Annotated in this window: 15 protein-coding genes; 6 read left to right on the top strand and 9 right to left on the bottom strand. The window is 33.9% G+C overall.

Translation table 11 applies throughout. From position 1 onward, the window contains the following. Positions 1–3 precede the first annotated feature (3 nt). Positions 4–837 carry a mechanosensitive ion channel family protein gene (locus GJJ64_RS01485; RefSeq protein ID WP_154286001.1) on the top strand — a complete coding sequence of 278 codons (834 nt, stop codon included), beginning with the start codon at positions 4–6 and terminating at the stop codon, positions 835–837. On the opposite strand, the gene GJJ64_RS01480 is transcribed toward GJJ64_RS01485, so the two are convergent. Beyond that, complete coding sequence (locus GJJ64_RS01480; protein WP_154286000.1) at positions 834–1,757, bottom strand: DUF58 domain-containing protein; 924 nt, start codon at positions 1,755–1,757, stop codon at positions 834–836. The two genes, GJJ64_RS01485 and GJJ64_RS01480, sit on opposite strands and share 4 nt — an antisense overlap. Before the next feature lie 233 nt (positions 1,758–1,990). Between GJJ64_RS01480 and gyrB the strand changes: the two genes are divergently transcribed. Continuing rightward, positions 1,991–3,949, top strand: coding sequence for a DNA topoisomerase (ATP-hydrolyzing) subunit B (gene gyrB, locus GJJ64_RS01475; protein ID WP_154285999.1), 1,959 nt, complete (start codon positions 1,991–1,993; stop codon positions 3,947–3,949). Between the two features lie 176 nt (positions 3,950–4,125). Here the strand turns inward: gyrB and GJJ64_RS01470 are convergent, their stop codons facing one another. The 6 genes from GJJ64_RS01470 to GJJ64_RS01445 form a co-directional block, all read right to left on the bottom strand. After that, positions 4,126–4,542 (bottom strand): group III truncated hemoglobin, encoded by a 417-nt coding sequence (locus GJJ64_RS01470; RefSeq protein ID WP_154285998.1) that lies wholly within the window; start codon positions 4,540–4,542, stop codon positions 4,126–4,128. Positions 4,543–4,599: 57 nt separating this feature from the next. Next, entirely contained in the window at positions 4,600–5,067 is a 468-nt protein-coding gene (locus tag GJJ64_RS01465) for an aspartyl protease family protein (protein WP_154285997.1), read from the bottom strand. Between the two features lie 42 nt (positions 5,068–5,109). After that, complete coding sequence (mdh, locus tag GJJ64_RS01460; RefSeq protein ID WP_039450308.1) at positions 5,110–6,036, bottom strand: malate dehydrogenase; 927 nt, start codon at positions 6,034–6,036, stop codon at positions 5,110–5,112. A 252-nt stretch (positions 6,037–6,288) separates the two neighbouring features. Beyond that, on the bottom strand, positions 6,289–6,696 hold the full coding sequence (locus GJJ64_RS01455) for a hypothetical protein (RefSeq protein ID WP_154285996.1): 408 nt from the start codon (positions 6,694–6,696) through the stop codon (positions 6,289–6,291). A gap of 2 nt (positions 6,697–6,698) precedes the next feature. Further along, positions 6,699–7,085 carry a putative periplasmic lipoprotein gene (locus GJJ64_RS01450; RefSeq protein WP_154285995.1) on the bottom strand — a complete coding sequence of 129 codons (387 nt, stop codon included), beginning with the start codon at positions 7,083–7,085 and terminating at the stop codon, positions 6,699–6,701. Between the two features lie 81 nt (positions 7,086–7,166). Continuing rightward, entirely contained in the window at positions 7,167–8,006 is an 840-nt protein-coding gene (locus GJJ64_RS01445) for a hypothetical protein (protein WP_154285994.1), read from the bottom strand. Positions 8,007–8,179: 173 nt separating this feature from the next. Here GJJ64_RS01445 and dnaE point away from each other — a divergent pair, with 173 nt between their 5' ends. Both dnaE and GJJ64_RS01435 read left to right on the top strand, forming a co-directional pair. Further along, entirely contained in the window at positions 8,180–12,544 is a 4,365-nt protein-coding gene (dnaE, locus tag GJJ64_RS01440; RefSeq protein WP_154285993.1) for a DNA polymerase III subunit alpha, read from the top strand. Between the two features lie 89 nt (positions 12,545–12,633). Next, a complete protein-coding gene (locus GJJ64_RS01435) occupies positions 12,634–13,173 on the top strand; it encodes a hypothetical protein (protein ID WP_154285992.1) in 540 nt (179 codons plus the stop codon). Positions 13,174–13,451: 278 nt separating this feature from the next. On the opposite strand, the gene tamL is transcribed toward GJJ64_RS01435, so the two are convergent. Then, on the bottom strand, positions 13,452–15,740 hold the full coding sequence (gene tamL, locus GJJ64_RS01430) for a translocation and assembly module lipoprotein TamL (RefSeq protein ID WP_229655424.1): 2,289 nt from the start codon (positions 15,738–15,740) through the stop codon (positions 13,452–13,454). Further along, the gene (locus GJJ64_RS01425) at positions 15,737–20,728 is read right to left on the bottom strand and encodes a translocation/assembly module TamB domain-containing protein (RefSeq protein ID WP_154285991.1); all 4,992 of its coding nucleotides are present in this window, start codon (positions 20,726–20,728) and stop codon (positions 15,737–15,739) included. Before GJJ64_RS01425 ends, tamL begins: the two co-directional genes overlap by 4 nt. Before the next feature lie 207 nt (positions 20,729–20,935). Between GJJ64_RS01425 and trxA the strand changes: the two genes are divergently transcribed. Next, on the top strand, positions 20,936–21,256 hold the full coding sequence (trxA, locus tag GJJ64_RS01420) for a thioredoxin (RefSeq protein WP_154285990.1): 321 nt from the start codon (positions 20,936–20,938) through the stop codon (positions 21,254–21,256). Between the two features lie 110 nt (positions 21,257–21,366). Continuing rightward, positions 21,367–21,963 (top strand): OmpH family outer membrane protein, encoded by a 597-nt coding sequence (locus tag GJJ64_RS01415; RefSeq protein ID WP_154285989.1) that lies wholly within the window; start codon positions 21,367–21,369, stop codon positions 21,961–21,963. Positions 21,964–22,002: the final 39 nt, after the last annotated feature.

Raw genomic sequence — 22,002 nt, 5'->3', positions numbered from 1 at the left:
CATATGGAATACCTTTTAGACGCAAAAGAGTTCTTTATTGCCCGAGGGGCCGATATTGTGCTCACCATTATTAAAGCTTTATTACTTTTAATTATTGGCTGGCAAGTAGTAAAGTTTTTATCCAGAATGTTTAAGAATATCATCATTAAAAAAGGAGTTGAACCCTCTTTGCAAGTATTCTTAAGTAGCTTATTTAAAGACGCTCTTATCATCTTACTTATTTTAACCGTACTTTCTACTTTAGGGGTAGAGATGACATCGTTTATAGCCATCTTAGGGGCTGCTGGTTTAGCTGTGGGCTTAGCTCTACAAGGTAGCTTATCTAATTTTGCTGGCGGTATTTTAATTTTATTAATTAAGCCTTTTAAAGTTACTGATATAATTGAAGCACAAGGTGTTATTGGTTCTGTAACAGAAATACAGATTTTTCATACTGTATTAAAAACATTTGATAATAAAACTATCATCATTCCAAACGGACCACTTTATAACGATGTAATCATTAATTATTCTACCGAAGCAAATCGTACGGTAGAATGGATATTTGGTGTTGGTTATCAAGATGATATAGATAAAGTTAAAAGTATCATAAAAGAGGTTGTTTTTACCGATGAAAGAGTGCTGAATAGAGATAAGCCATATATTTACGTTGGCGCTTTAGCAGATAATGCTGTTAATTTAAAAGTGAGAGCTTTAGTAGAAAACAGTTTATATTGGGATGTTTACCAAGAGAAATTAGAAGAAATAAAGAAAGCATTTGATAAAGCAGGTATCTCTATTCCTTTCCCTCAGAGAGACCTTCACTTGTACCATATGCACAAAACTTTAAAAGATTAAAGCATTTTATTTCTTTTTAACAGCCATGCTTGTAATGTAGGATAATAACCTTGCCCTAAACTAGTATTTAGATAGTCAATTTTGTATTGCCCGCATTTTAAAGCTATTTCTTTACGATAACGCTCCATTCTTTGTTGGTATATTTCAGCGTAATCTTTAGGATTCAGCTTAAATTCTTCGCCGGTTTCTACATCAATAAAATGGTGTGGTCTGTTATCAAAATCGAAATTTAGCTCATGCTTATCATCGGCAACATTAAAAATAATAACTTCATGTTTATTGTATTTAAGATGTTGTAAAGCTGCAAAAATGTGTTCTAAATCTTCGTTTTGAAGAAAATTCTCAAACAAATCTGAAAACAAAACTACCATAGAACGCTTAGGGATATGATCAGCAATAGCATGTAAATTTTTAACCAATTGCGTTTTTTTTTGAGTTGCTTTTTGCTGAAGATATTTCTCTAACTCGTGATAAATGTATTTTTGATGTACTGGAGTAGATTTTGCAGGCGTATGTAGCTCTATATCTTCAGCAAAAACGGTTAAACCAAAGGCATCTCTTTGTCTTTTTAATAGATTAATGATACAAGCCGCAGACATAACTGAAAATTGAAATTTATTTATCCCTTCCGGGGGATAAAACATAGAAGATGAAGCATCTATTAAAACCTGGCATCGTAGATTGGTTTCTTCTTCAAACTTTTTGGTAAAATATTTATCTGTTCTGGCGAATAGTTTCCAATCAATATTTTTAACAGAATCTCCGGCATTATACAGCCTATGCTCTGCAAATTCTACAGAAAAACCATGAAAAGGACTTTTATGCAAGCCCGTAATAAAGCCTTCTACAACTTGCTGAGCTAAAATTTCTAAGTTACCAAAAGTTAATAAATCTTCTTGCTTAATCTCTTGAAATGCCATTTTTAAAACTAGTGCTTTTAAATAAAATAAGCGTTAATTTTTAAGATATATTTTAACAACTCATTTCCAAAAATTCAACATCAAAAAAGTTGATAATTTTTACTTAAAAAATCATATTTAAACAACTGTATATCAATTATTTAAAATACTCACACAAACTCCTTTTTATTTATCCACATTATGAATCAAATTCATGTAAAAAGCTTATTTTTGATTAATTACTAATTTAAATCATGAGCGAAGAAAAAGAAGACAAGTCAAATTATTCGGCAGATAATATACAGGTATTAGAAGGTTTAGAAGCCGTACGTAAGCGTCCGGCGATGTATATTGGTGATACAGGTTTTAAAGGATTGCATCACCTTGTTTATGAAGTAGTTGATAACTCTATTGATGAAGCTTTAGCAGGATATTGTTCTGATATCTTTGTCACCATCCATAAAGATAATTCCATTACCGTAAAAGATAATGGTAGAGGTATCCCTACCGCAATGCACTCTAAAGAGAAAAAATCTGCTCTTGAAGTTGTAATGACGGTATTACACGCTGGTGGTAAATTTGATAAAGACACTTATAAAGTTTCTGGTGGCTTACACGGAGTTGGGGTAAGTTGCGTTAACGCACTTTCTACCCATTTAAAAGCAGAAGTTCATCGTGATGGAAAAATTTTCGTACAAGAATATTCTTGTGGTAAACCACAATACGATGTTAAAACTATTGGCGAAACCAATATCACCGGAACGATAGTTACTTTTACTCCGGATGCTAGCATTTTTACCCAAACAACAGAATACAAATTTGACACTTTAGCAGGCAGATTAAGAGAATTAGCATTCTTGAACAAAGGCATCAAACTTAACCTAACTGATGAAAGAGAAGTTAATGAAGATGGTTCTTTCTTAACAGAACATTTCTACAGCGAGGGCGGTTTAAGAGAATTTGTTCAATATTTAGATGAAACTCGTACTCCTCTTATCCCAGAAGCTATTTATATTGAGGGTGAGAAAAATGGTATTCCTGTAGAGCTTGCTTTTACTTACAATAACTCTTACAGCGAAAACGTACACTCTTATGTAAACAATATCAATACCATAGAAGGTGGTACTCACGTAGCAGGTTTTAGAAGAGGCTTAACCCGTACTTTAAAATCATATGCTGAGAAGTCTGGTCTCTTAAAAAATTTAAAAGTTGAAATTACTGGAGATGACTTTAGAGAAGGTTTAACCGCAGTTATCTCTGTAAAAGTACAAGAACCTCAGTTTGAAGGGCAAACCAAAACAAAATTAGGAAACAACGAAGTTACAGGTGCGGTTGACGTTGCTGTTGGTGAAGCCTTAGGTAATTTCTTAGAGGAAAACCCTAAAGAGGCTAAGCTTATTGTAAACAAAGTTATTATTGCTGCTACAGCCAGAGCCGCGGCTCGTAAAGCCCGTGAAATGGTACAGCGTAAGAATGTGATGGGTGGTTCTGGTTTACCTGGCAAATTGGCCGATTGTGCTAATAAAGACCCAATGCTTTGCGAACTTTATTTAGTTGAGGGTGACTCGGCGGGTGGTACCGCTAAACAAGGTAGAGATAGAGATTTTCAAGCTATTCTTCCGTTAAAAGGTAAAATCTTGAACGTTGAGAAAGCCATGGAACATAAAATCTACGAGAACGATGAGATTAAAAATATATTTACTGCTTTAGGTGTAAGTATAGGCACTCAGGATGATGATAAAGCGTTAAATATTGAGAAATTAAGATACCATAAAATCATCATCATGACAGATGCTGATATTGATGGTTCTCACATCACTACCCTGATTCTTACTTTCTTCTTTAGATATATGAAAACGCTGATAGAGTTTGGAAACATTTATATTGCAGCACCTCCACTTTATCAAGTTAAAAAGGGTAAAGAATTTGAATATTGCTGGAATGATGCACAACGTGATGCAGCTATACAAAGATTAAAAGGAGCTGGCAAAGAAGATAGCGTACATGTACAACGTTATAAAGGTTTAGGTGAGATGAATGCCGAGCAGCTTTGGGAAACTACCTTAAACCCTAAAACACGTACTTTAAAACAAGTAAGTATTGATAACGCTGCTGAAGCAGATCATATCTTCTCTATGTTAATGGGCGATGAAGTTGCCCCTCGTAGAGAGTTTATTGAAAAGAATGCAAAATACGCTAATATAGATTTGTAAAAAGAAGCTGTATCCTAAATCCCTCTAAAGGAGAGGCACTTTTAGTACTACTATTTGAAAATTTATCTAATAGCAACAAAAAAACCAGATGAATAATTCATCTGGTTTTTTATTTAAAGCCAATACAAGCTATACTTTTTACTTTTTACTTTTTACTTTTTACTTTTTACTTTTTACTAATCCCTTCTCACTTTACCAATATTTACACCTGCAGACTGGTCATAATTATGGATTTTATAAAACATTAAATCTGCTATACTTACAGCTTTCTTTTTTGCTTCATCAGCAATAGGGCCTTCAAAAAATTCATCTACGGTTTGCATAAATATATTTTTCCAGCTATTAAAAGCATCATGAGTTAAAGGCACTTTTTCATTGAGTCTGAAATGTGCATCCATAGGGTTACCTGTATAACCAGTTTCTCCTAACAAAACAGAAGCCCAAAATTTATACATGATAGGTAAATGATGCTCCCAATTAACTTTAGCAACATCATTAAAAATATACCCTAGTTGTGGGTCTTTAACAGCCTTATCATAAAAGGTATCTACCAATAATTGAATATCTTCTATAGCTGTAATATCTCTTTTCATAGTATTTCCATTTTAATCAAACATCCACAAAATATCAACCAGAAAAAATGATTTATATCAGTTTGCGCCTTTTAATACTAAAGTTAAAGATTCATAATCAATTTTAGCATGATAATCCATTAAAATATCTCCACCTATAACACCTATTACAGGCGGCAAGTTTAACTGCTCATAAGCATACTTAACGGCTGATAAATCAAAAACTGGTGCTTCGTAATCTTGAATAATGAGATTGCCTATTTCTAATTCTGGAAAATGAGCTACGTACCTTTCCATGGTAGTTGTACCTAAACCAATAGCGTGTTGGTCTGGCATATAAATAATATCATCTACAGCTAAAGATTCAATAATTTCTTTATCAAAAGCACTTTTAGAAGCTCCAGTATCTAAAACAGCTTGAAAATTTTGCCCATAAACAACAACTTCCACCAAAAGGTGGAAGCCGTCGCCTTGTAGATTAATAAGTTGAAGCGGTATAACAAATTCTCTAATTGAAAGAGAGTTGTTTGCTTGATTATTACTCAAATCTTATGATTTATTGTTTTAGCCTTTCACAGCTAAACATCATTACAATTCTAAAACATTGTTCATATTACGAACTGCATCAGCACTCTTGTTAAACTCTGCTTGTTCTGCTTCAGATAAATCAAAGTTTACAATTTTTTCCCAACCGTTTTTACCTAAAACTACTGGTACAACTAATGAAATATCACTCTGACCGTATTCGCCATTTAAAGCAACACCGCAAGAGATTAATTTTTTCTCATCACGAACGATAGACTCTACCATTGCAGCAGTTCCTGCACCTGGCGCATACCATGCAGAAGTTCCAATTAGCTTAGTTAAAGTAGCACCACCAACCATAGTAGCGGCAACAATTTTATCTTGTTGTTCTTGACTTAAGAATTTTGTAACCGGAATACTATTCCAAGTTGCATGTTTAATTAAAGGAATCATAGTTGTATCTCCGTGGCCACCAATAACCACAGCGTTTAAATCTGCCGGAGAGCAACCTAACTCTTGACTTAAATAATATTTAAAACGAGCAGAGTCTAAAGCACCACCCATACCTAAAATACGCTCTTTTGGTAAACCAGAGGTTTTTAAGGTTAAATAATTCATGGTATCCATTGGGTTAGAAACCACAATGATGATGGTATTAGGAGAATATTTAAGAATATTTTCTGTAACCGATTTTACAATTCCTGCATTTGTACCAATTAACTCCTCACGAGTCATTCCGGGTTTACGTGGCAAACCAGAAGTAATAACAACAACTTCAGAATCAGCAGTAGCAGCATAATCATTGGTAACACCTTTAATTTTGGTATCAAAACCTAAGTATGAAGCGGTTTGCATCATATCAATAGCTTTACCTTCTGCAAAACCTTCTTTAATGTCTAATAAAATTAACTCTTCTGCTAATTCTCTTCTAGCGATATTGTCTGCACAGGTTGCACCTACTGCGCCTGCTCCTACTACCGTAATTTTCATGATTTTATATTGAAATGTTTAATTGTTTAAATGTCGCCCGAAGTTAATAAAAAGCAATTCTTTTATGAAATAGATAAGCAGATAATCGTCATGTTAGTGTATAATTCTTTTAAATGAGGATTGAAATAAAATATTTGGGGCGTGTCCCTAAAAAAGGGCCGGGCTTTTCATTACAATCTTTTTGTTGGCCCTAAGCAAAGCCGAAGGAACAAAAAGGATTTTCATTGCAATCCCTCACGCAGTAAACAACAGTTACTGCAAAATAATTTCATCCGGACCAGCTATTTTCTCCACATGGCAATTACAGTTTCCACCACTAATTACAAATTCTGTTTCGTTTATCGTATTCGTTACCGGGTTTTTAGCAGAAACAATTAATTTATCGCCTTTTTCAGACAGCTTACCTAAAGAAGCATCACTAATAATTACATATCTACCTTTACTCCAAACGGGATCTTTATAAACATCTTCTGTGATATAAGTATTAGTTCTGGTATTGTAAACTTTAAAACCCTCAACCTCAACAAACTCATTTGCAGAATTCTTATAAGTTACACCAATAGAAACAAATACGAGAGTACATACTTTTTCTTCACAATTATAAAGCTCTTTACATGAGAATAAAAACACCATACCAATAACCACGATATACTTTTTCACACCTATTTTCTCATCTTCCTAAACTTAAAACCACAGCCCTCAATACATTGCGGTGTTATGGTTAAAACATCTCCTTCTAAGGCAAAACGCATGGTAATTTCTTCTCCACTTGCACTTTTAAAAGTTATTTTTTCTTTATCTTTTAATTGATAGCTCACATAATCAAAACCGTTTATGGTTTCTTTCTCAAACTTACCATCAGCTTTAAAAGATATACGTTGTATAACGGTTATCATTACATCGTTCCATTTACCACTACCATCTCCAGGATCTGCATAAATAGAAGTTAAATTCCAATCACCAATAAGGCTATTATTTTCTACTACTAATTTATCGCTACAAGCACTTAAACCAGTGATGATAATAAATAAGAGCATGAGTTTTTTCATAACATTGATTTTGAAGAACAATACGAAATTAAAATCCATACGCTACAAGACGACGAATTTAATCTCTCTAGGTATTCAAAATTAATCTTCTACACTTAAATCATACCCACCAACTGCATTAAAAGAATAGTCATTTATTCTGTATAAATAATACCTGTAACTATTCATATCAGAAACATCTTTTTTAGCTGGATACATGGCTTTATAGCGTATTTTAGATAGTTCCATTAAATCATCAAAGCTTTTCTTAGATGAAGATGGATTAACAATTATTTGTTTCAATTGTAAAGAATCCTGACGCATTTCGGGCTTTAAATCATCTTGTTTTACTAAGAAAACCTGTTCTATTAAAGCAATGTCTGGCTTATTTTTTATTTGATAAATGAGTTTATGCTGTTTCTCACTTCTAGGTTTCATCCTGATAGTAAAAAAAGCATTCAATAAGCCCACACCTTCTAAGTTATAAACAGAAGAATCTTTCTTTATTTCATAAAAACTATTTTTTAAATCGCTGATGATTTCCTTTTTTAAAGGATGTTTAATTTGGGTATCCGAAACAAAAGCTACCAAATAATAAGGGCTATCAATTTTGAGTTCTTTAGCATAAGCTTTAACTTCTTTAATAGGTTTGTTTAGATAAAAAGATGCTCTATCCCAAGAATAAGATTCGATTATTTCTCTTTTTATTTTCAATCTATAATTATAGTACTTATCAAAGTCTCCTGAAAGATGTTTAATTACCTCCAAACTATCTTTTTTGCTTAAAATAACGGTATCTCTTAAGCTAGTTTTGAAGCTTACATAATTAAAATTTTGTGTTTGAGCATGAACATGCAAGAAAGAAATCCAAATAAAGAGTATAAATACTGCAGTAGATTTAATAACACCTACTTCTATAGGTTTTGAAACATGTTTTTTCATAGTTACTAAATATGCTTATTAAATGAAAAAATTCAAAATAATGTTGATAGTTTAAATAAGAAACAAGTTATCAACACCACAAAATCACACATTTTTTTTGGTAAATTTGAGCTTAGTCGGATAGAAAATCTTATTCCTACTAAGCTCCTCATTAACACAAGCATATAATTACAATGTATTTAATTTTTGATACCGAAACCACTGGATTACCTAAAAGATGGGACGCCCCTATTACCGATACAGATAACTGGCCGAGGTGTATTCAAATTGCATGGCAATTGCATGATGATATGGGGAAACTCATCTCAAATGAGGATTACTTAATTAAACCCGAAGGCTTTAACATCCCTTACGATGCCGAGAAAGTTCATGGTATTTCTACCGAGCTAGCTACAGAACAAGGTTTACCTTTGGCAGATGTTTTGGTAAAATTTAATGCAGCCATTGCACAAGCTAAATTTATTGTAGGGCAAAACATCAAGTTTGATTTAAACATTATGGGTTGCGAGTTCCACCGCTTTCAAATAGCTACAGAACTAAACAATAAACCTATTTTAGATACCTGTACAGAAGTTACAGCCAACCTTTTACAATTACCCGGCGGTAGAGGTGGAAAATTTAAACTCCCAACCTTAACAGAGCTTCATCAATATTTATTTCAAGTACCTTTTGGCGAAGCGCATAATGCCACCGCCGATGTTGAAGCTACCACCCGATGCTTTTTTGAACTTCTTAGAAAAGATGTTTTCACTACCCAAGAGCTTCAGGCTGATGAAGCTTATCTAACTCAGTTTAAAACTGCTAATCCAGAAGCTATTCGCCCTGTTGGTTTAAAACATATCAACCTAAAAGAAGCTTCTGAGGCTATTAGAAAAAATAGTCAGCAACAAAATGATGCTGTACAAGCTAACAGTAACAGTTTTGCTAGTCTAACTGATGTTGATTTTGTACATCTACATAACCACACACAGTTTTCCATATTACAATCTACGGCATCTGTGCCAGATTTGGTAAAGGCAGCTGCAAAATATAAAATGCCTGCTGTTGCCATTACAGATCACGCCAATATGATGGGGGCTTTCCATTTTGTGAGTAATGTTTTAAACCATAATAAAGCCGCCGAAGCAAAAAATAAAGCCGCCTTAGAAAATGGTGAAGCACCTACAGAAACCATTATAAAACCGATTGTAGGTTGCGAGTTTTTTGTTTGTGATAACCATAAAGACAAAAGCAGAAAAGACAATGGCTACCAAGTAGTATTTTTGGCAAAGAATAAAAAAGGCTACCATAACCTAGCAAAAATGTCTTCAATCGCCTATACCAGCGGTTTTTATTATGTACCAAGAATAGACAGGCAAATTATAGAACAGTACAAAGAAGATATTATTGTACTTTCTGGAAACTTGTATGGCGAAATCCCGAGCAAGGTTTTAAACATGGGCGAAAACCAAGCTGAAGAAGCTTTAATTTGGTGGAAACAAACCTTTGGAGATGATTTTTACATAGAGCTGATGCGCCACAATCAGGAAGATGAAAATCGGGTAAACCAAACTTTAATAAGCTTAGCTAAAAAACATCAGGTTAAACTTATTGCTACCAATAATACTTATTACATCAATAAAGAAGATGCTCATCCGCATGATATTTTATTATGCGTAAAAGATGGCGAGAAATTTTCTACTCCAAAAGGACGTGGAAGAGGTTTCCGTTATGCCTTACCAAACGACGAGTACTATTTTAAATCTGCCGATGAGATGAAAAAGCTATTTTCGGATATTCCAGAAGCTATCATCAATATCTCGGAGGTGATTGATAAAGTAGAAACTTACTCGCTTTACCGCGATGTTTTGCTTCCTAAATTTGATATTCCGGAAGAGTTTTTAGTACCAGAAGACGAAGCAGATGGCGGTAAAAGAGGCGAGAATAAATATTTACGTCACTTAACTTATGTTGGCGCAGCAAAACGTTATGAAGAAATCACTCCAGAAATTAGAGAACGTTTAGATTTTGAGCTTAAGACCATTGAAAATACCGGTTACCCGGGATATTTCTTAATTGTTCAGGATTTTATCGCCAAAGCTAGAGAAATGGATGTTTCTGTAGGCCCAGGAAGGGGTTCTGCGGCGGGCTCGGCAGTAGCCTATTGTTTAGGCATCACCAACATAGACCCTATTGCTTACGATTTACTTTTCGAGCGTTTCTTAAATCCAGATAGGGTTTCCATGCCCGATATTGATATCGACTTTGATGATGAAGGTCGTGGAAGAGTAATGGATTATGTTATCAAAAAGTATGGTGCCAGCCAAGTAGCTCAAATCATCACTTATGGCACTATGGCGGCAAAATCCTCTATCAGAGATACTGCCCGTGTGCTAGATTTACCACTTTTTGAGGCTGATAAAATAGCTAAGCTCATCCCTAACCTAAAGTTGAATAAGATTTTCAATATGGATGAACAAGCACTCAGGAGTGCGCTACGTTCTGAAGAAATGGAAAACGTTCAGCAATTGATAGCCTTAGCAGAAGGAAATGATTTGGGTGCAGAAACCATTAAGCAAGCAAAAGTACTAGAAGGCTCTTTAAGAAATACCGGTATTCACGCTTGCGGAGTTATCATCACACCTGATGATATTACCAATTTCGTTCCGGTTGCTACAGCTAAAGACTCTGATTTATATGTTACCCAATTTGATAACTCGGTAGTAGAAAGTGCTGGTCTATTAAAAATGGACTTCTTAGGGCTTAAAACGCTTACGCTGATAAAAGATACCGTTAAACTGGTTAAACATAGATTAAATATAGACTTAGACCCTGACACATTTCCTATTGATGATGTAAAAACTTATGAACTTTTCCAACGTGGTGAAACAGTAGGGATTTTCCAGTACGAGTCGCCCGGAATGCAAAAGTACATGAAAGAGCTAAAGCCAACAGTTTTTGGCGATTTAATTGCCATGAATGCGCTTTACAGACCAGGACCACTGGAGTATATCCCAAGTTTTATCAGAAGAAAAAATGGCGAAGAAGAAATAAAATACGATTTAGATGCTTGTGAAGAGTATCTAAAAGAAACCTACGGTATTACAGTTTACCAAGAGCAGGTGATGCTTCTTTCGCAAAAGCTTGCTGGTTTTACCAAAGGTGAGGCCGACGTTTTACGTAAGGCTATGGGTAAAAAGCAGAAAGATGTTTTGGATAAAATGAAACCCAAATTTGTGCAACAAGCAGCAGAGAAAGGTCATGACCCTAAAACACTAGAAAAAATATGGAAAGATTGGGAAGCTTTCGCGAGTTATGCTTTTAACAAATCTCACTCTACCTGTTACGCTTGGATTGCCTACCAAACTGCATATCTAAAAGCCCACTACCCTGCCGAGTATATGGCTGCTGTACTATCAAACAACATGAATGATATTAAGCAGGTGACTTTCTTTATGGAAGAATGTAAACGTATGGGCTTGGTAGTTTTAGGCCCTGATGTTAATGAATCTTACTATAAGTTTACCGTAAATGAGCAATATGCTATACGTTTTGGCATGGGTGCTATTAAAGGTGTTGGAGCCGGAGCTGTAGAAACTATTGTAGAAAACCGTAAAACTGGCAAATACAAATCTATTTTTGATTTAGCTAAACGTATTGATTTAAGAGCTGCTAACAAGAAAGCTTTAGAAAATTTAGTTTTAGCTGGGGGATTTGATTGTTTTGAAAATACTCACCGAGCTCAATATTTTTATGATGATGGTGATGGATCATCACCACTGGAGAAGGCTATTAAATATGGTGCTAAGCATAAAGAAAATGAAAACTCCTCTCAAGGAAGTTTATTTGGAGGCTCTAGCAATGTAGAAATAGCAGAACCTAGCCTTTCCCCATGCGAAGAGTGGGGTGCTATGGAAAAACTGGCTAAAGAAAAAGAAGTGGTAGGCATTTATATCTCAGGGCATCCTTTAGATGAATATAAATTGGTGCTAAATAAGTACTGTTCTAGCGGTAATCTCACCATATTTAATGAAATTGAAAAAGGTGCCGATTTCCAATTTAAAGTTGGAGGTATTGTTACTTCTATCAGACACATGACTACCAAAGACGGCAGAGGCTGGGGAATTTTTAAATTGGAAGGTTATGATGATGCTTATGAATTTACTATTTACAGAGATGAGTATCTAAAATTTAAACATCATTTGATAGTAAACAACTACCTCTATATTAAAGGTAATGTTGGCTATTTCTCTAACCCAGATGGTTCAAAAAGAGCAAAAATTACTTATACAGATTTTACCGATTTAAGAGATGTTCTAGAGAAACAATCTACCAAGATTGATATCAGTGTTGATATCAGTGAGATAAGTGATGAATTTATTCAGAGCTTAAATCAAGTGATATCAAGCCATAGTGGTTCTAAAAAATTGAGCTTTGTTATTTTGGATAAAAAAGACCGTTTAAAAGTTGATATGCAAAGCAAGACCAAACAAATAAACATTTGTAAAGAGCTTTTAAGCCAGCTTGATGAACTGGAAGTAGATTATGTTTTGAATTAAGAGGGATTGAAGGGTTTTGATAATGGAAAATTGTTTGCGTTTAATAGCTAATTGGCTGTAAATTATAGAGGCACATCATTTCATTATAAATGAGTTTAGAAGAAAAAATATTCCAAGATGCAAATGATTTACTTGGAGACCCAATAAAAGATTGGGAGTTTTTTGGTATTGAATTTAATGATGATTCCCCTCATTTGCTTTATTATCCAGAAGAGGGGAAAATAGCAATCTCTTTATCCTTGGAAGCTAAGAATAATGAGGTTCAATATGTTTTTCAACTCGCTCACGAATTATGCCACCTATTTTATCCTAGCATAGAATTCCCAAGTCTAAAGAAAAGTGAAATGCTTGTAATAAATGAAGGTATATCTACTTATTTTTCAATCAAAACTACTTCTTCAGTTTATAAAAATGAAGAATATCTTTTAAAAAATCTCAAAAATAATAGCAATAACTATTATCAAGCTTTTAAACTTGTAGACCAATTGATTAAGATTGACCTAAACTCTATTAAAAAGCTACGACTTCAACAAGCTAGATTAAATTATCTGAAGAAAAACGACTTTCAGAACGCTCAACTTGCTCTAGACTCTGAATTAATCGATTCACTTCTCAAGCCTTTTCAATAACTCATAGCAAACAAAGGTTTTGCAATATTAAGGCTTGACGGAATAGTAATAAAATTTGCACCACTATTTTGCTTTAGTTAAAAGGATTGACAAATGCTACTAAACGCTATTCTATTGTCTTAACACCGCCAAGCCTCTAATTTTATTAAAACAGTTGATTTCAGCTCTTCGCAAATTACCCAAGTAGTATAAAACAAAAGTCTAAAAACCAGTTATTTATGACTAAATAGACAAATTTAAAGTGCGACTTTAAATTTGTCCAAAAAATTTAGATATCCTTAAAAAGGATACCCAATAGCTAAATTGAAAACCAAATTTTCTCTACGCCACTCTCTATTACCAAAATCTATTTGATTAAAAACCCAGCGTTCGCCATCGGGTAAATAAGGTTTACGGATAGGAAAAGCTAAATCTCCTCTCAAAATCAAAAAGGATAAATCAAAACGTAAACCTACACCTGTTCCAACGGCTAATTCTTTCATAAAATCTTTTGATAATGCGGCTCCAGGTCGGTTTGTGTCTTCATTTGCCATCCAGATATTACCTGCATCTATAAAAGCTGCGCCTTCTACAATAGAAAATAATTTTGCTCTATATTCTGCATTCAACTCCAATTTAAAATCTCCAGATTGGTCTGGCAAAAAGCTATTCTCATCAACATCGTAACGGAAAGTACCCGGACCTAAAGAGCGAGCTCTAAATGCCCTGATGCTATTTGTACCGCCAGAAAAAAATTGTTTAATAAAAGGTAAAGAACTAGAGTTTCCGTAAGGTAAACCCGCCCCTATAATAATTCTACTAGCTATTCTATTTCTATCATTTAGTCTTAGATAATACCTAAAATCATGTTCGGTTTTTGCAAACTCACTATAAGGAACATTTAAAATAGTAGCTGTATCACCTCTTTTTACATTACCATTTTTAATCAAACCTGTAATGGTTGCAGATAAATCTATAGAGCCTTTATAATAAAACGTATGTGTTTTACTGGTTTCTGTGGTATTGGTAAAGGTAAAACTATAAGTTGGACCAAAGATCAATTGTTTTTCTATTACCCTTGCTAAAGAAGGTATGCTATCAATCTGACGTCTGTATAAATCAGAAACGTTAAAAGAATTTACATAAGTTATATCAATTACATTAAGTTGATGCTCTTTACGAATTTCTTCTTTCCATAAATAGCCAAAAGAGCCTTTAAAAGTATTTAAAGAATATAATTTTACTCTGTTTTGAAACTCGTAGCCCAAAGTTGCTCTGGTTTTTGGTACAAAAGCACTGGTACCGTTAATATTAAAAGGTGTGATAAAACGTGGCCAAATCAAGCTAGCATCAGCACCAAAACGGTAAACATTAAAACCTTGGTTTTGTCCTGATACTTGCGTTTCTACCCCACCAAAACCTGTTATAGTTAACTGTTCTGCCCCTTTAAAAGTATTTCTATTGCTCCAATTTATATTAACTTCTGTACCAGTATAGTTGGCAGAATTTGTTTTCCCTAACAATTCAAAACGGATAGATTTTTTCTCTCTGGGCGTTAAATAGTAATAAGCGTCTAAAACGTTTTGGATAGAATCTGTTTCCTTAAATTGATTTTTAACAAACCTAAAAACACCTAAATTAACTAGCCTATTAAGTGACAAATTATGGTCGGTACGATTGTAAACATCCCCTTTATGGAAAAATAAAGTACGGTCAAAAACCTGAGGTTTAAAAAGTGGTTCGCCATCATCAATAATCTTAAAATCTTTATAAACAACTGCCGAATCTTTATTTGATCTTCTTTCTTTTCTTAAAGAATAATCTGGATAGATAAAAATATCATTAATGGTGTAAACCTGTTTGGCGTTTGCCGGAGTTTCTTTCTTTACCTCTAAAAACAAATCTACCTGCTGGTTTCCAACGGTACTGTCTACTTTTACAATAAGATAATCTGGCCCAAAATAATAAAAGCCTTTTTCTTTTAAACGAACATCTATACGCTCACGCTCTGCTTTAATTTTGTCTAAATCGTAAGCTTCCGTTGGTTTCAAAAAGGTATTAACTTCCGTTTCTTTGATGGCTTTGGTAATTACCGATGAATCCTGAGGAAAAACAACCTTTCTTATTTTATATTGCTTTTTGGTTTGCACCGAGTATTGGGCTTTTACTCTTCGGTTTCTTTCAGTAGAATCAGCACTTGTTTGTGCTAAAAAATATCCTTTATTTTCTAAACGGTTTTGGATAATGGAAGCGTTGTAGTCTAAATCTACTTTACTCATTAATACCGGAGGCTCGCCAACTTTATTTTTGAGCCAATTTCTTAAACCTTTTTCCTTTTTTGGAGTTCCGGCAATGTTGTAAAAAAATAGTTTTGGTCTTAAGCCTAAAATTTTCGAGTTTGGTCTTGGTCTTAATAGCCCCTCCAATTCTGATGTTAAGCTTTTACGCTCGCTTTTGGTAACTTCTTTATCTGTAATGGTAACTTCTGCGCCAACATAAAGCTGCTCGCCTTTGGGCAAATACTTGATATTGCTACAAGCAGACATCAAAAAAGAAAGTATAAAAACTATCAAATATCTCTTCATCATCTTGAATTATTTCTTCTTCGTGGCGATTTAGATTTCTCAAAAATCTCTTTAAACTGGTTATAATCCATCGTTAAAATAAAACCTAAACCAGTTTCTATAACCTGCCCTTGTATAGCCATTTGGTATTGATTTTTGCGATAGGCTCGTAACAAATATCGCCCGTCTTTAGAAAGCTGATAATCAGCAGCAATATCACCCGCAATATTATTGGTTTGGCGGTTTGCCTGTTGCGGACCTTCTAAACCAAAATTGCTACCAATGGTAACTTTTAGCCTATCATTTAACAATCTTTTAGATAGGCCAACATTTAAATCGGTACGGTTTTCTCTTTGTCCGGTGGTATAATCATCGGTAGCTTGTAAATCAAAATTAAGCTCTACGCCGCCAAGCAAATCACCGGCAAGGTTATTCAACTGTTCTGATAAAATTTTGCTTACGCTTTGTCTGGCTATTGATTCCACGCCACCAGAACCAGCTTCGCTTGCAAAAGGATTTTCGCCCACAAATCTGTTTAACAATAACAATGCAAAAACCTGTTTATTAAGCTCTGATGGTTGCTGCCTTAACTGCTCTAATCGGGTTCTTGAATTGCTGATGATATCTTGAGAAACATTATAATTCCCTTCTGGTAGTACAATATCAAAGCTTATTTCTGGCTTAAGCAACTCGCCATCCATATTGAGTAATACTTGGAAAGGAATTTCTTGCTTATAAGTATTACGTACTGCGGCAGATTGTCCACCTAATTGATTATCCAATAAATCTAAAGGGGCTGTTTCTGTTTCATAAATAGCGGTGATATCTATATTAGCGGTGGTTGGCTCTCCTGTCCAAACCAGAGAGCTGCCTTCTTTAATGGTGAACACCCTTCTGATAAAATTGAAAGACATTTCATAACTGCCTTCTTTAAGCTCATACCTACCCGTAAGACTTATTTTCCCTGATGGATCCATGCCTCCGGTTAGCTCTGCCTCGCCTTTAAGCTTAACAAAATCACCATTTCCTTTATCAATAATCATGGTGAGTTCTGCTTCTGGGTCAACCTCTATATTCATAGAAACATCCATCCCAATAATATCACTTTTGTTGAGGGAATCTGGTAAAGCAAAAGTTTCTGCCATTTGCGGATTATCCTGGTCTATAAATTCTACAATCCCTTCTCTATCGGCTATACCAGGGTCTGATTGTGGTAAAACAATGGTAAACCTAGTATCTTTATTGATTTTCAATGTTCCTTCTACTTCTGGTTGGTTTAAATCTCCACGAATTCTTAATCGGGTGTTTAAAAATAAATCACCATAATAAAGCTCATTATCTTTAGCAGTAGAGCTAACAGCCTTAAAATTATTGGCATTTACATCAATATTAAATTTATAATCTTGATAATTGCTGGTATAAATTGCTCCGTTTACGGTGAGTTTATTATTGGCCGAGTCTGATAAACTAAATCTGTTGAAATTTATACTTTCTGGGGTGAAAGATATTTTATCGTTTAACAATTGAAAATAAGAGTTTAAAGGTGCTACCCTAAAAGCTCCGTTATTAAACTGTAAATCGCCAATAACTTTTGGTGCTGTTACTGTACCAGATATTTTAAAATTGCCTGTCAAATAACCGCTACTCTCTTTTAAATTACCAAAAGTAAAACCTTCTATACTTTTAAGATTCAGCTTTACTATAGCCAAATCCATATCAAAACTACTGTTATTAGTACGGTAAAGGCCATCTAATTTAACATCATTCCCTTGCCCTGTTATGGCTACCTGTGCGGCAAAAGTATTAGCTTGTTGGTTATTAACCTTTAGGCTAATATCTCCTAAAGTATCTGTTCTAAAATTGAAGTTTTGAATAGCTAAATCTGAGGTAAAAGAAAAGTCCCGATCTAAATCTTTTAACAGAACCTCGCCATTTAAAGTCCCACCTATCAATAAAGAATCTTTCTCTATGATACTGGTTAAGGTTTCTATTTTAAAATCCTCAAAAGTAACCGTCATAGGTGCATTTAAAGCCCTTGCTGCTGATTGTATTTTAATAGATTGAGATTGATTACGAAGCTCGAAATTATTAGCATAAATACCGCTTTCGCCAAAACTTAGGAGGTTATTTTCATTAATCTGCCACCTTTCGTAATTAAGTTTTAACCCTTCTAAAGCCAGTTTAAACTCAGTATCGTTTTTAATGGCCTGCATGGTTCCGGCAATTAAATAGCGTTCTTTATCTTGTATATCTTTAACCTGCAAACGGTAATTGATGATATTATTGGCTATGTTGCCACTTAATGCGGTATAAGGAAGCAAAAACTGACTGCTTTTTACTTCATCAATAATAAAGCTATAAGCCAAACTATCATTTCTTGGCTCAACATTTAAAACGGCGTTGGTAATAATATTTGAGCCATAAATTACCTTAGGGATATTAGCTTTCATTGAAATAGTATCGCCTTCGCTATTGTAGCGACCGTTTATTTGGATAGGCTCTATCCGGGTTAAACCCGGAACAAATGCTATTAATGCCGGATGATTTTGAACCGATAATTGATAGGCAAAATATTGAGGCTTAACAGGCTCTTTTTCTACACCTTGGCTAGTATCATAATACTTAGCTATGGTATTGCTTAAGGCTGTAGCCAATTGCGTAAACTGATATTTACCCTTAATACTTCCATTTAAAAAAGGAGATTTGATATCTAAAGAATTTTGTGATACCGATGCTTTCGAGATGATATTGATAGAATCTAATGGAAACCGCTCTGTTTCTGTTGCAACAAGCATATTGTTTATAGATATTTTCCCATTCAGATAATCGGGGTCTAGCGTTGCTATATCAGCATCTATTTTACCTCTAAATTTTAAGCTTCCTTTATACAGGTTTAAAGCTCCAAAATTGGCGCTATCAATATTAGTTTTTAAAGATAAACTTGGATATTGCTGATTAAAATTTCCTTTAGCTATTAAATCAAAATCAAGGTTTTTATCCTCCATTTTGGCTGTAGCCTGATATACTCCTACTTTGATATTTCCCTTAACATCTAAATTATTATAGGTATAACCATTGTATTGAGCTTTTAAAACCTGAGCTTTTACACCAGCAACCATAGTTTTAGGATTTAAACCCAAACCACTTATTTGTGCATTTAGGCTTATCCTGCCGATAGAATCATTTTTAATCAATTGCCCTACATGGAAATTTTTTACCTCTACCGTGGCTTGGTAACGTTCTCTGTTTTTTAAGCGTTGGTCATAATTAGCTTTTACATGAGCATCTCCTGAGCTACTTTTTAAAAACAACTGCGTATTAAAATTATTTATGGCTCCTTTAAAAAATCCATTTAATGATAAACGCTCTGGAATTTGAATATTAGCCGGTAAAGTACCTTTAGGAATAAAGCTATTGATGTCTTTGGCGCTGGTACTAAATTCTTTGATATTAAGATCAAAAAACGCCTTTTCAACGTTTGGAAGTCTTTTTATCCTGCCATTGGCAACTATATTAGTTTGACCAATTCCACTAAGTTCTAGTTTAGGGATATTTAGATTGTCTAACCTCCCTTTTACAATGCTATTCACCCTTAATATAGCATTAGGGTTTCCTTTAAATGGAGGATTTTGAGCTAAATCTGGCGCAAATAGTAAAACATCAGCGAAAGCGATACTACTTTTATTTAGCGATGCTTCTAGATAAAGTTCATTTAAATTCTTTGATAAACTTGCAATAGATGGATAAGCGATTTTAATTTCATCTTTAATAAGTGATTTGGGTGTTTTGATATATAAATCTTCTAAATAAGCAAACCTAGGCCCGTAAAAAAACGATGTTCTAAAATCCTGAATGTTTAAACCGCTCTTATCTGCAACTTTTAAACTTGCTATTTTACCAGAAATGGTATCGGTGCTGTAATAAATTTCATCTGCATTTAGCAAGAGGCCTTTTAAATCAAGATGCATATAATCTATACCTCTTTTTAAAGGCTTGCTATTAAAATCATCAAACTTAAAATCAACTTGTGCTATAGCCACTTCTTGTAAACCAATTTTCCAGCCGGGCTGAGAGCCTTTTTTTGTAGTAACCGTAGCTTGTTTGGTACTTATTTTACCTAAGGCTAAACTTCCTTTGGTTTGCTTTAAAACTATTTTTTCTATGTTGATGAGTTGTTTTTGTAAATTAAGCGTATTAAAAATTACGTTCAACTTACCCAGATCTAAAAAGGTTTTTAAGCTGCTGCTTTCATTATTATAATTGATTTTTATGGCAGAAAAATCAATCTCTTTTAGCTTTAATTTTAACGACGGAGTGTTTGCTACTGCTTCAACAGTTTCTTGAGTGTTCTTTACCAGTTCTTCTACAATTCCTTGTTTCAGATTTAAATTTAAACCATCTAGTGTAATTTTTGGGATATCAAAATCTAAGCTATCTAAATCGAATTTCTTGATTTTTGTATCAAAATGATGGAGGTAAACCTTAAGATTATTTTTAGTGATAGCATCGTCAAACTTTACGTTTATTTTATCGAGGTTAATTTTCGCTATTGAAAATTTCATGGTAGCACTGGTATCTTGCGGCTTTGGCTCTTTAGCCTGCTGTGCTGCAAATGCTTTGATGATGTAATCAAAATTAAAAACCGAATCTTGATTTCTTTTTACGTGGGCAGTAATTCCTTCTAAATCAATACTATTAATTTCTAACTTATTGTCTAGTAATTTAAACAGACTAATATCTACAGCCAGTTTATCTCCTACTAGCAAAGTATCCTTATCCTGACTTTGAAAATAAACACCACGCAGCACAATCTTTTTAGGTAAGCCAATTTCTAACTTAGCAATACGAACAGGCGTTTTTATTTTCTCTTCCAAATAGCTTACTGCTTCATTTTTCACTATGTTTTGTATAGCAGGAACTTGAATAAGAACTACTATAAGCAGAAATAAAGTAATAATACCGGCAAAAATCCAGAGAATTGCTTTTAAAAAAAGTGATAGGTATTTGTTCAAAAAATCAAAATTTTATGCTTGAACTATTATAAACAAATTATGCGCCATTACAGCATTTATTAAAGATTATCGCTTAAAAAAACATCACCTTTAACTCAACTATAGCTTCATCCTATGGTAAGATTACTAGAATCTATTTGTGGCAGAATGTTTGGGTATGTATATTTGAAGTCTTAAAAAAGAAATTTTTATTAAATAATTGATATTATGGCCTTAGAAATCACAGATGCTAACTTTGAAGAATTAGTATTAAAATCAGATAAACCAGTTTTGGTAGACTTTTGGGCAGAGTGGTGCGGACCATGCCGTATGGTTGGACCAGTTGTAGAAGAGTTAGCAAAAGAATATGATGGCAAAGCTGTTGTTGGTAAAGTTAATGTAGACCACAATCCAGAAATTTCAATGAAATTTGGTATCAGAAATATTCCTGCTTTATTATTTTTCAAGAACGGAGAAATTGTAGACAAACAAATTGGTGCAGTGCCAAAATCTGTTTTAGCAGAAAAATTAAGCAAGCAAATGGCTTAATATATCCATAAGATATTAAAAAAAGATCTTTCGATGATTATGAAAGGTCTTTTTTTATTTTATTAGGATACTTTTATTGAAAGTATATCTTTGTGTAAAAATAAATTAAAATGACACCATATTTTTCTAACATTACTAAAGCAGGTTTAGGCTTATTATTAGCTGTTGCTGTAGTAAGCTGTAACAATAAGACAGAAACAAAAGCTACTAATACCTCATCAGCATCTGCTAAAGAACAAGGCGCTACAGTTGTATATGTAAACTCAGATTCATTGTTAAATAACTACGAGTATTTCAAAGAAATCAAATCTAAATTTGAAGATAAATCAAAAAAAGCTGAAGCTGATTTAAAAACTAAAGGCGCTGCTTTCCAACGTGAAGTTGCTGCATACCAACAAAGCGCACAAGGTATGAGTGCCGATGAAAGAGCGAATACTGAACAACGTTTAGCTCGTAAACAACAAGAATTACAAGCTTATCAGCAAAATGCAGGCTCTGCTTTACAAAGCGAGGAAATGGCAGAAAATGAAAAACTTTATGATAAAGTAGCTGATTACCTTAAAATCTATGCTAAAGAAAAAGGTTATAAAATGGTTCTAACTTACTCTAAAGGTAATAGCGCTATTTTATTTGCTGATGAAAGCTTAGATGTTACTAAAGAAGTAATCAAAGGCTTAAATGAAGCTTACAAAAAAGACAAAAAGTAATATTTTCATTCTTGAAATATAAACAAAAGCTCGGCATCT

The sequence above is a fragment of the Pedobacter puniceum genome, from assembly GCF_009674685.1.
GTDB classification, from domain to species: Bacteria; Bacteroidota; Bacteroidia; order Sphingobacteriales; family Sphingobacteriaceae; genus Pseudopedobacter; species Pseudopedobacter puniceum.
The sequence above is the reverse complement of the archived record's forward strand: the minus strand, read 5'-3'. Positions and strand labels throughout refer to the sequence as shown.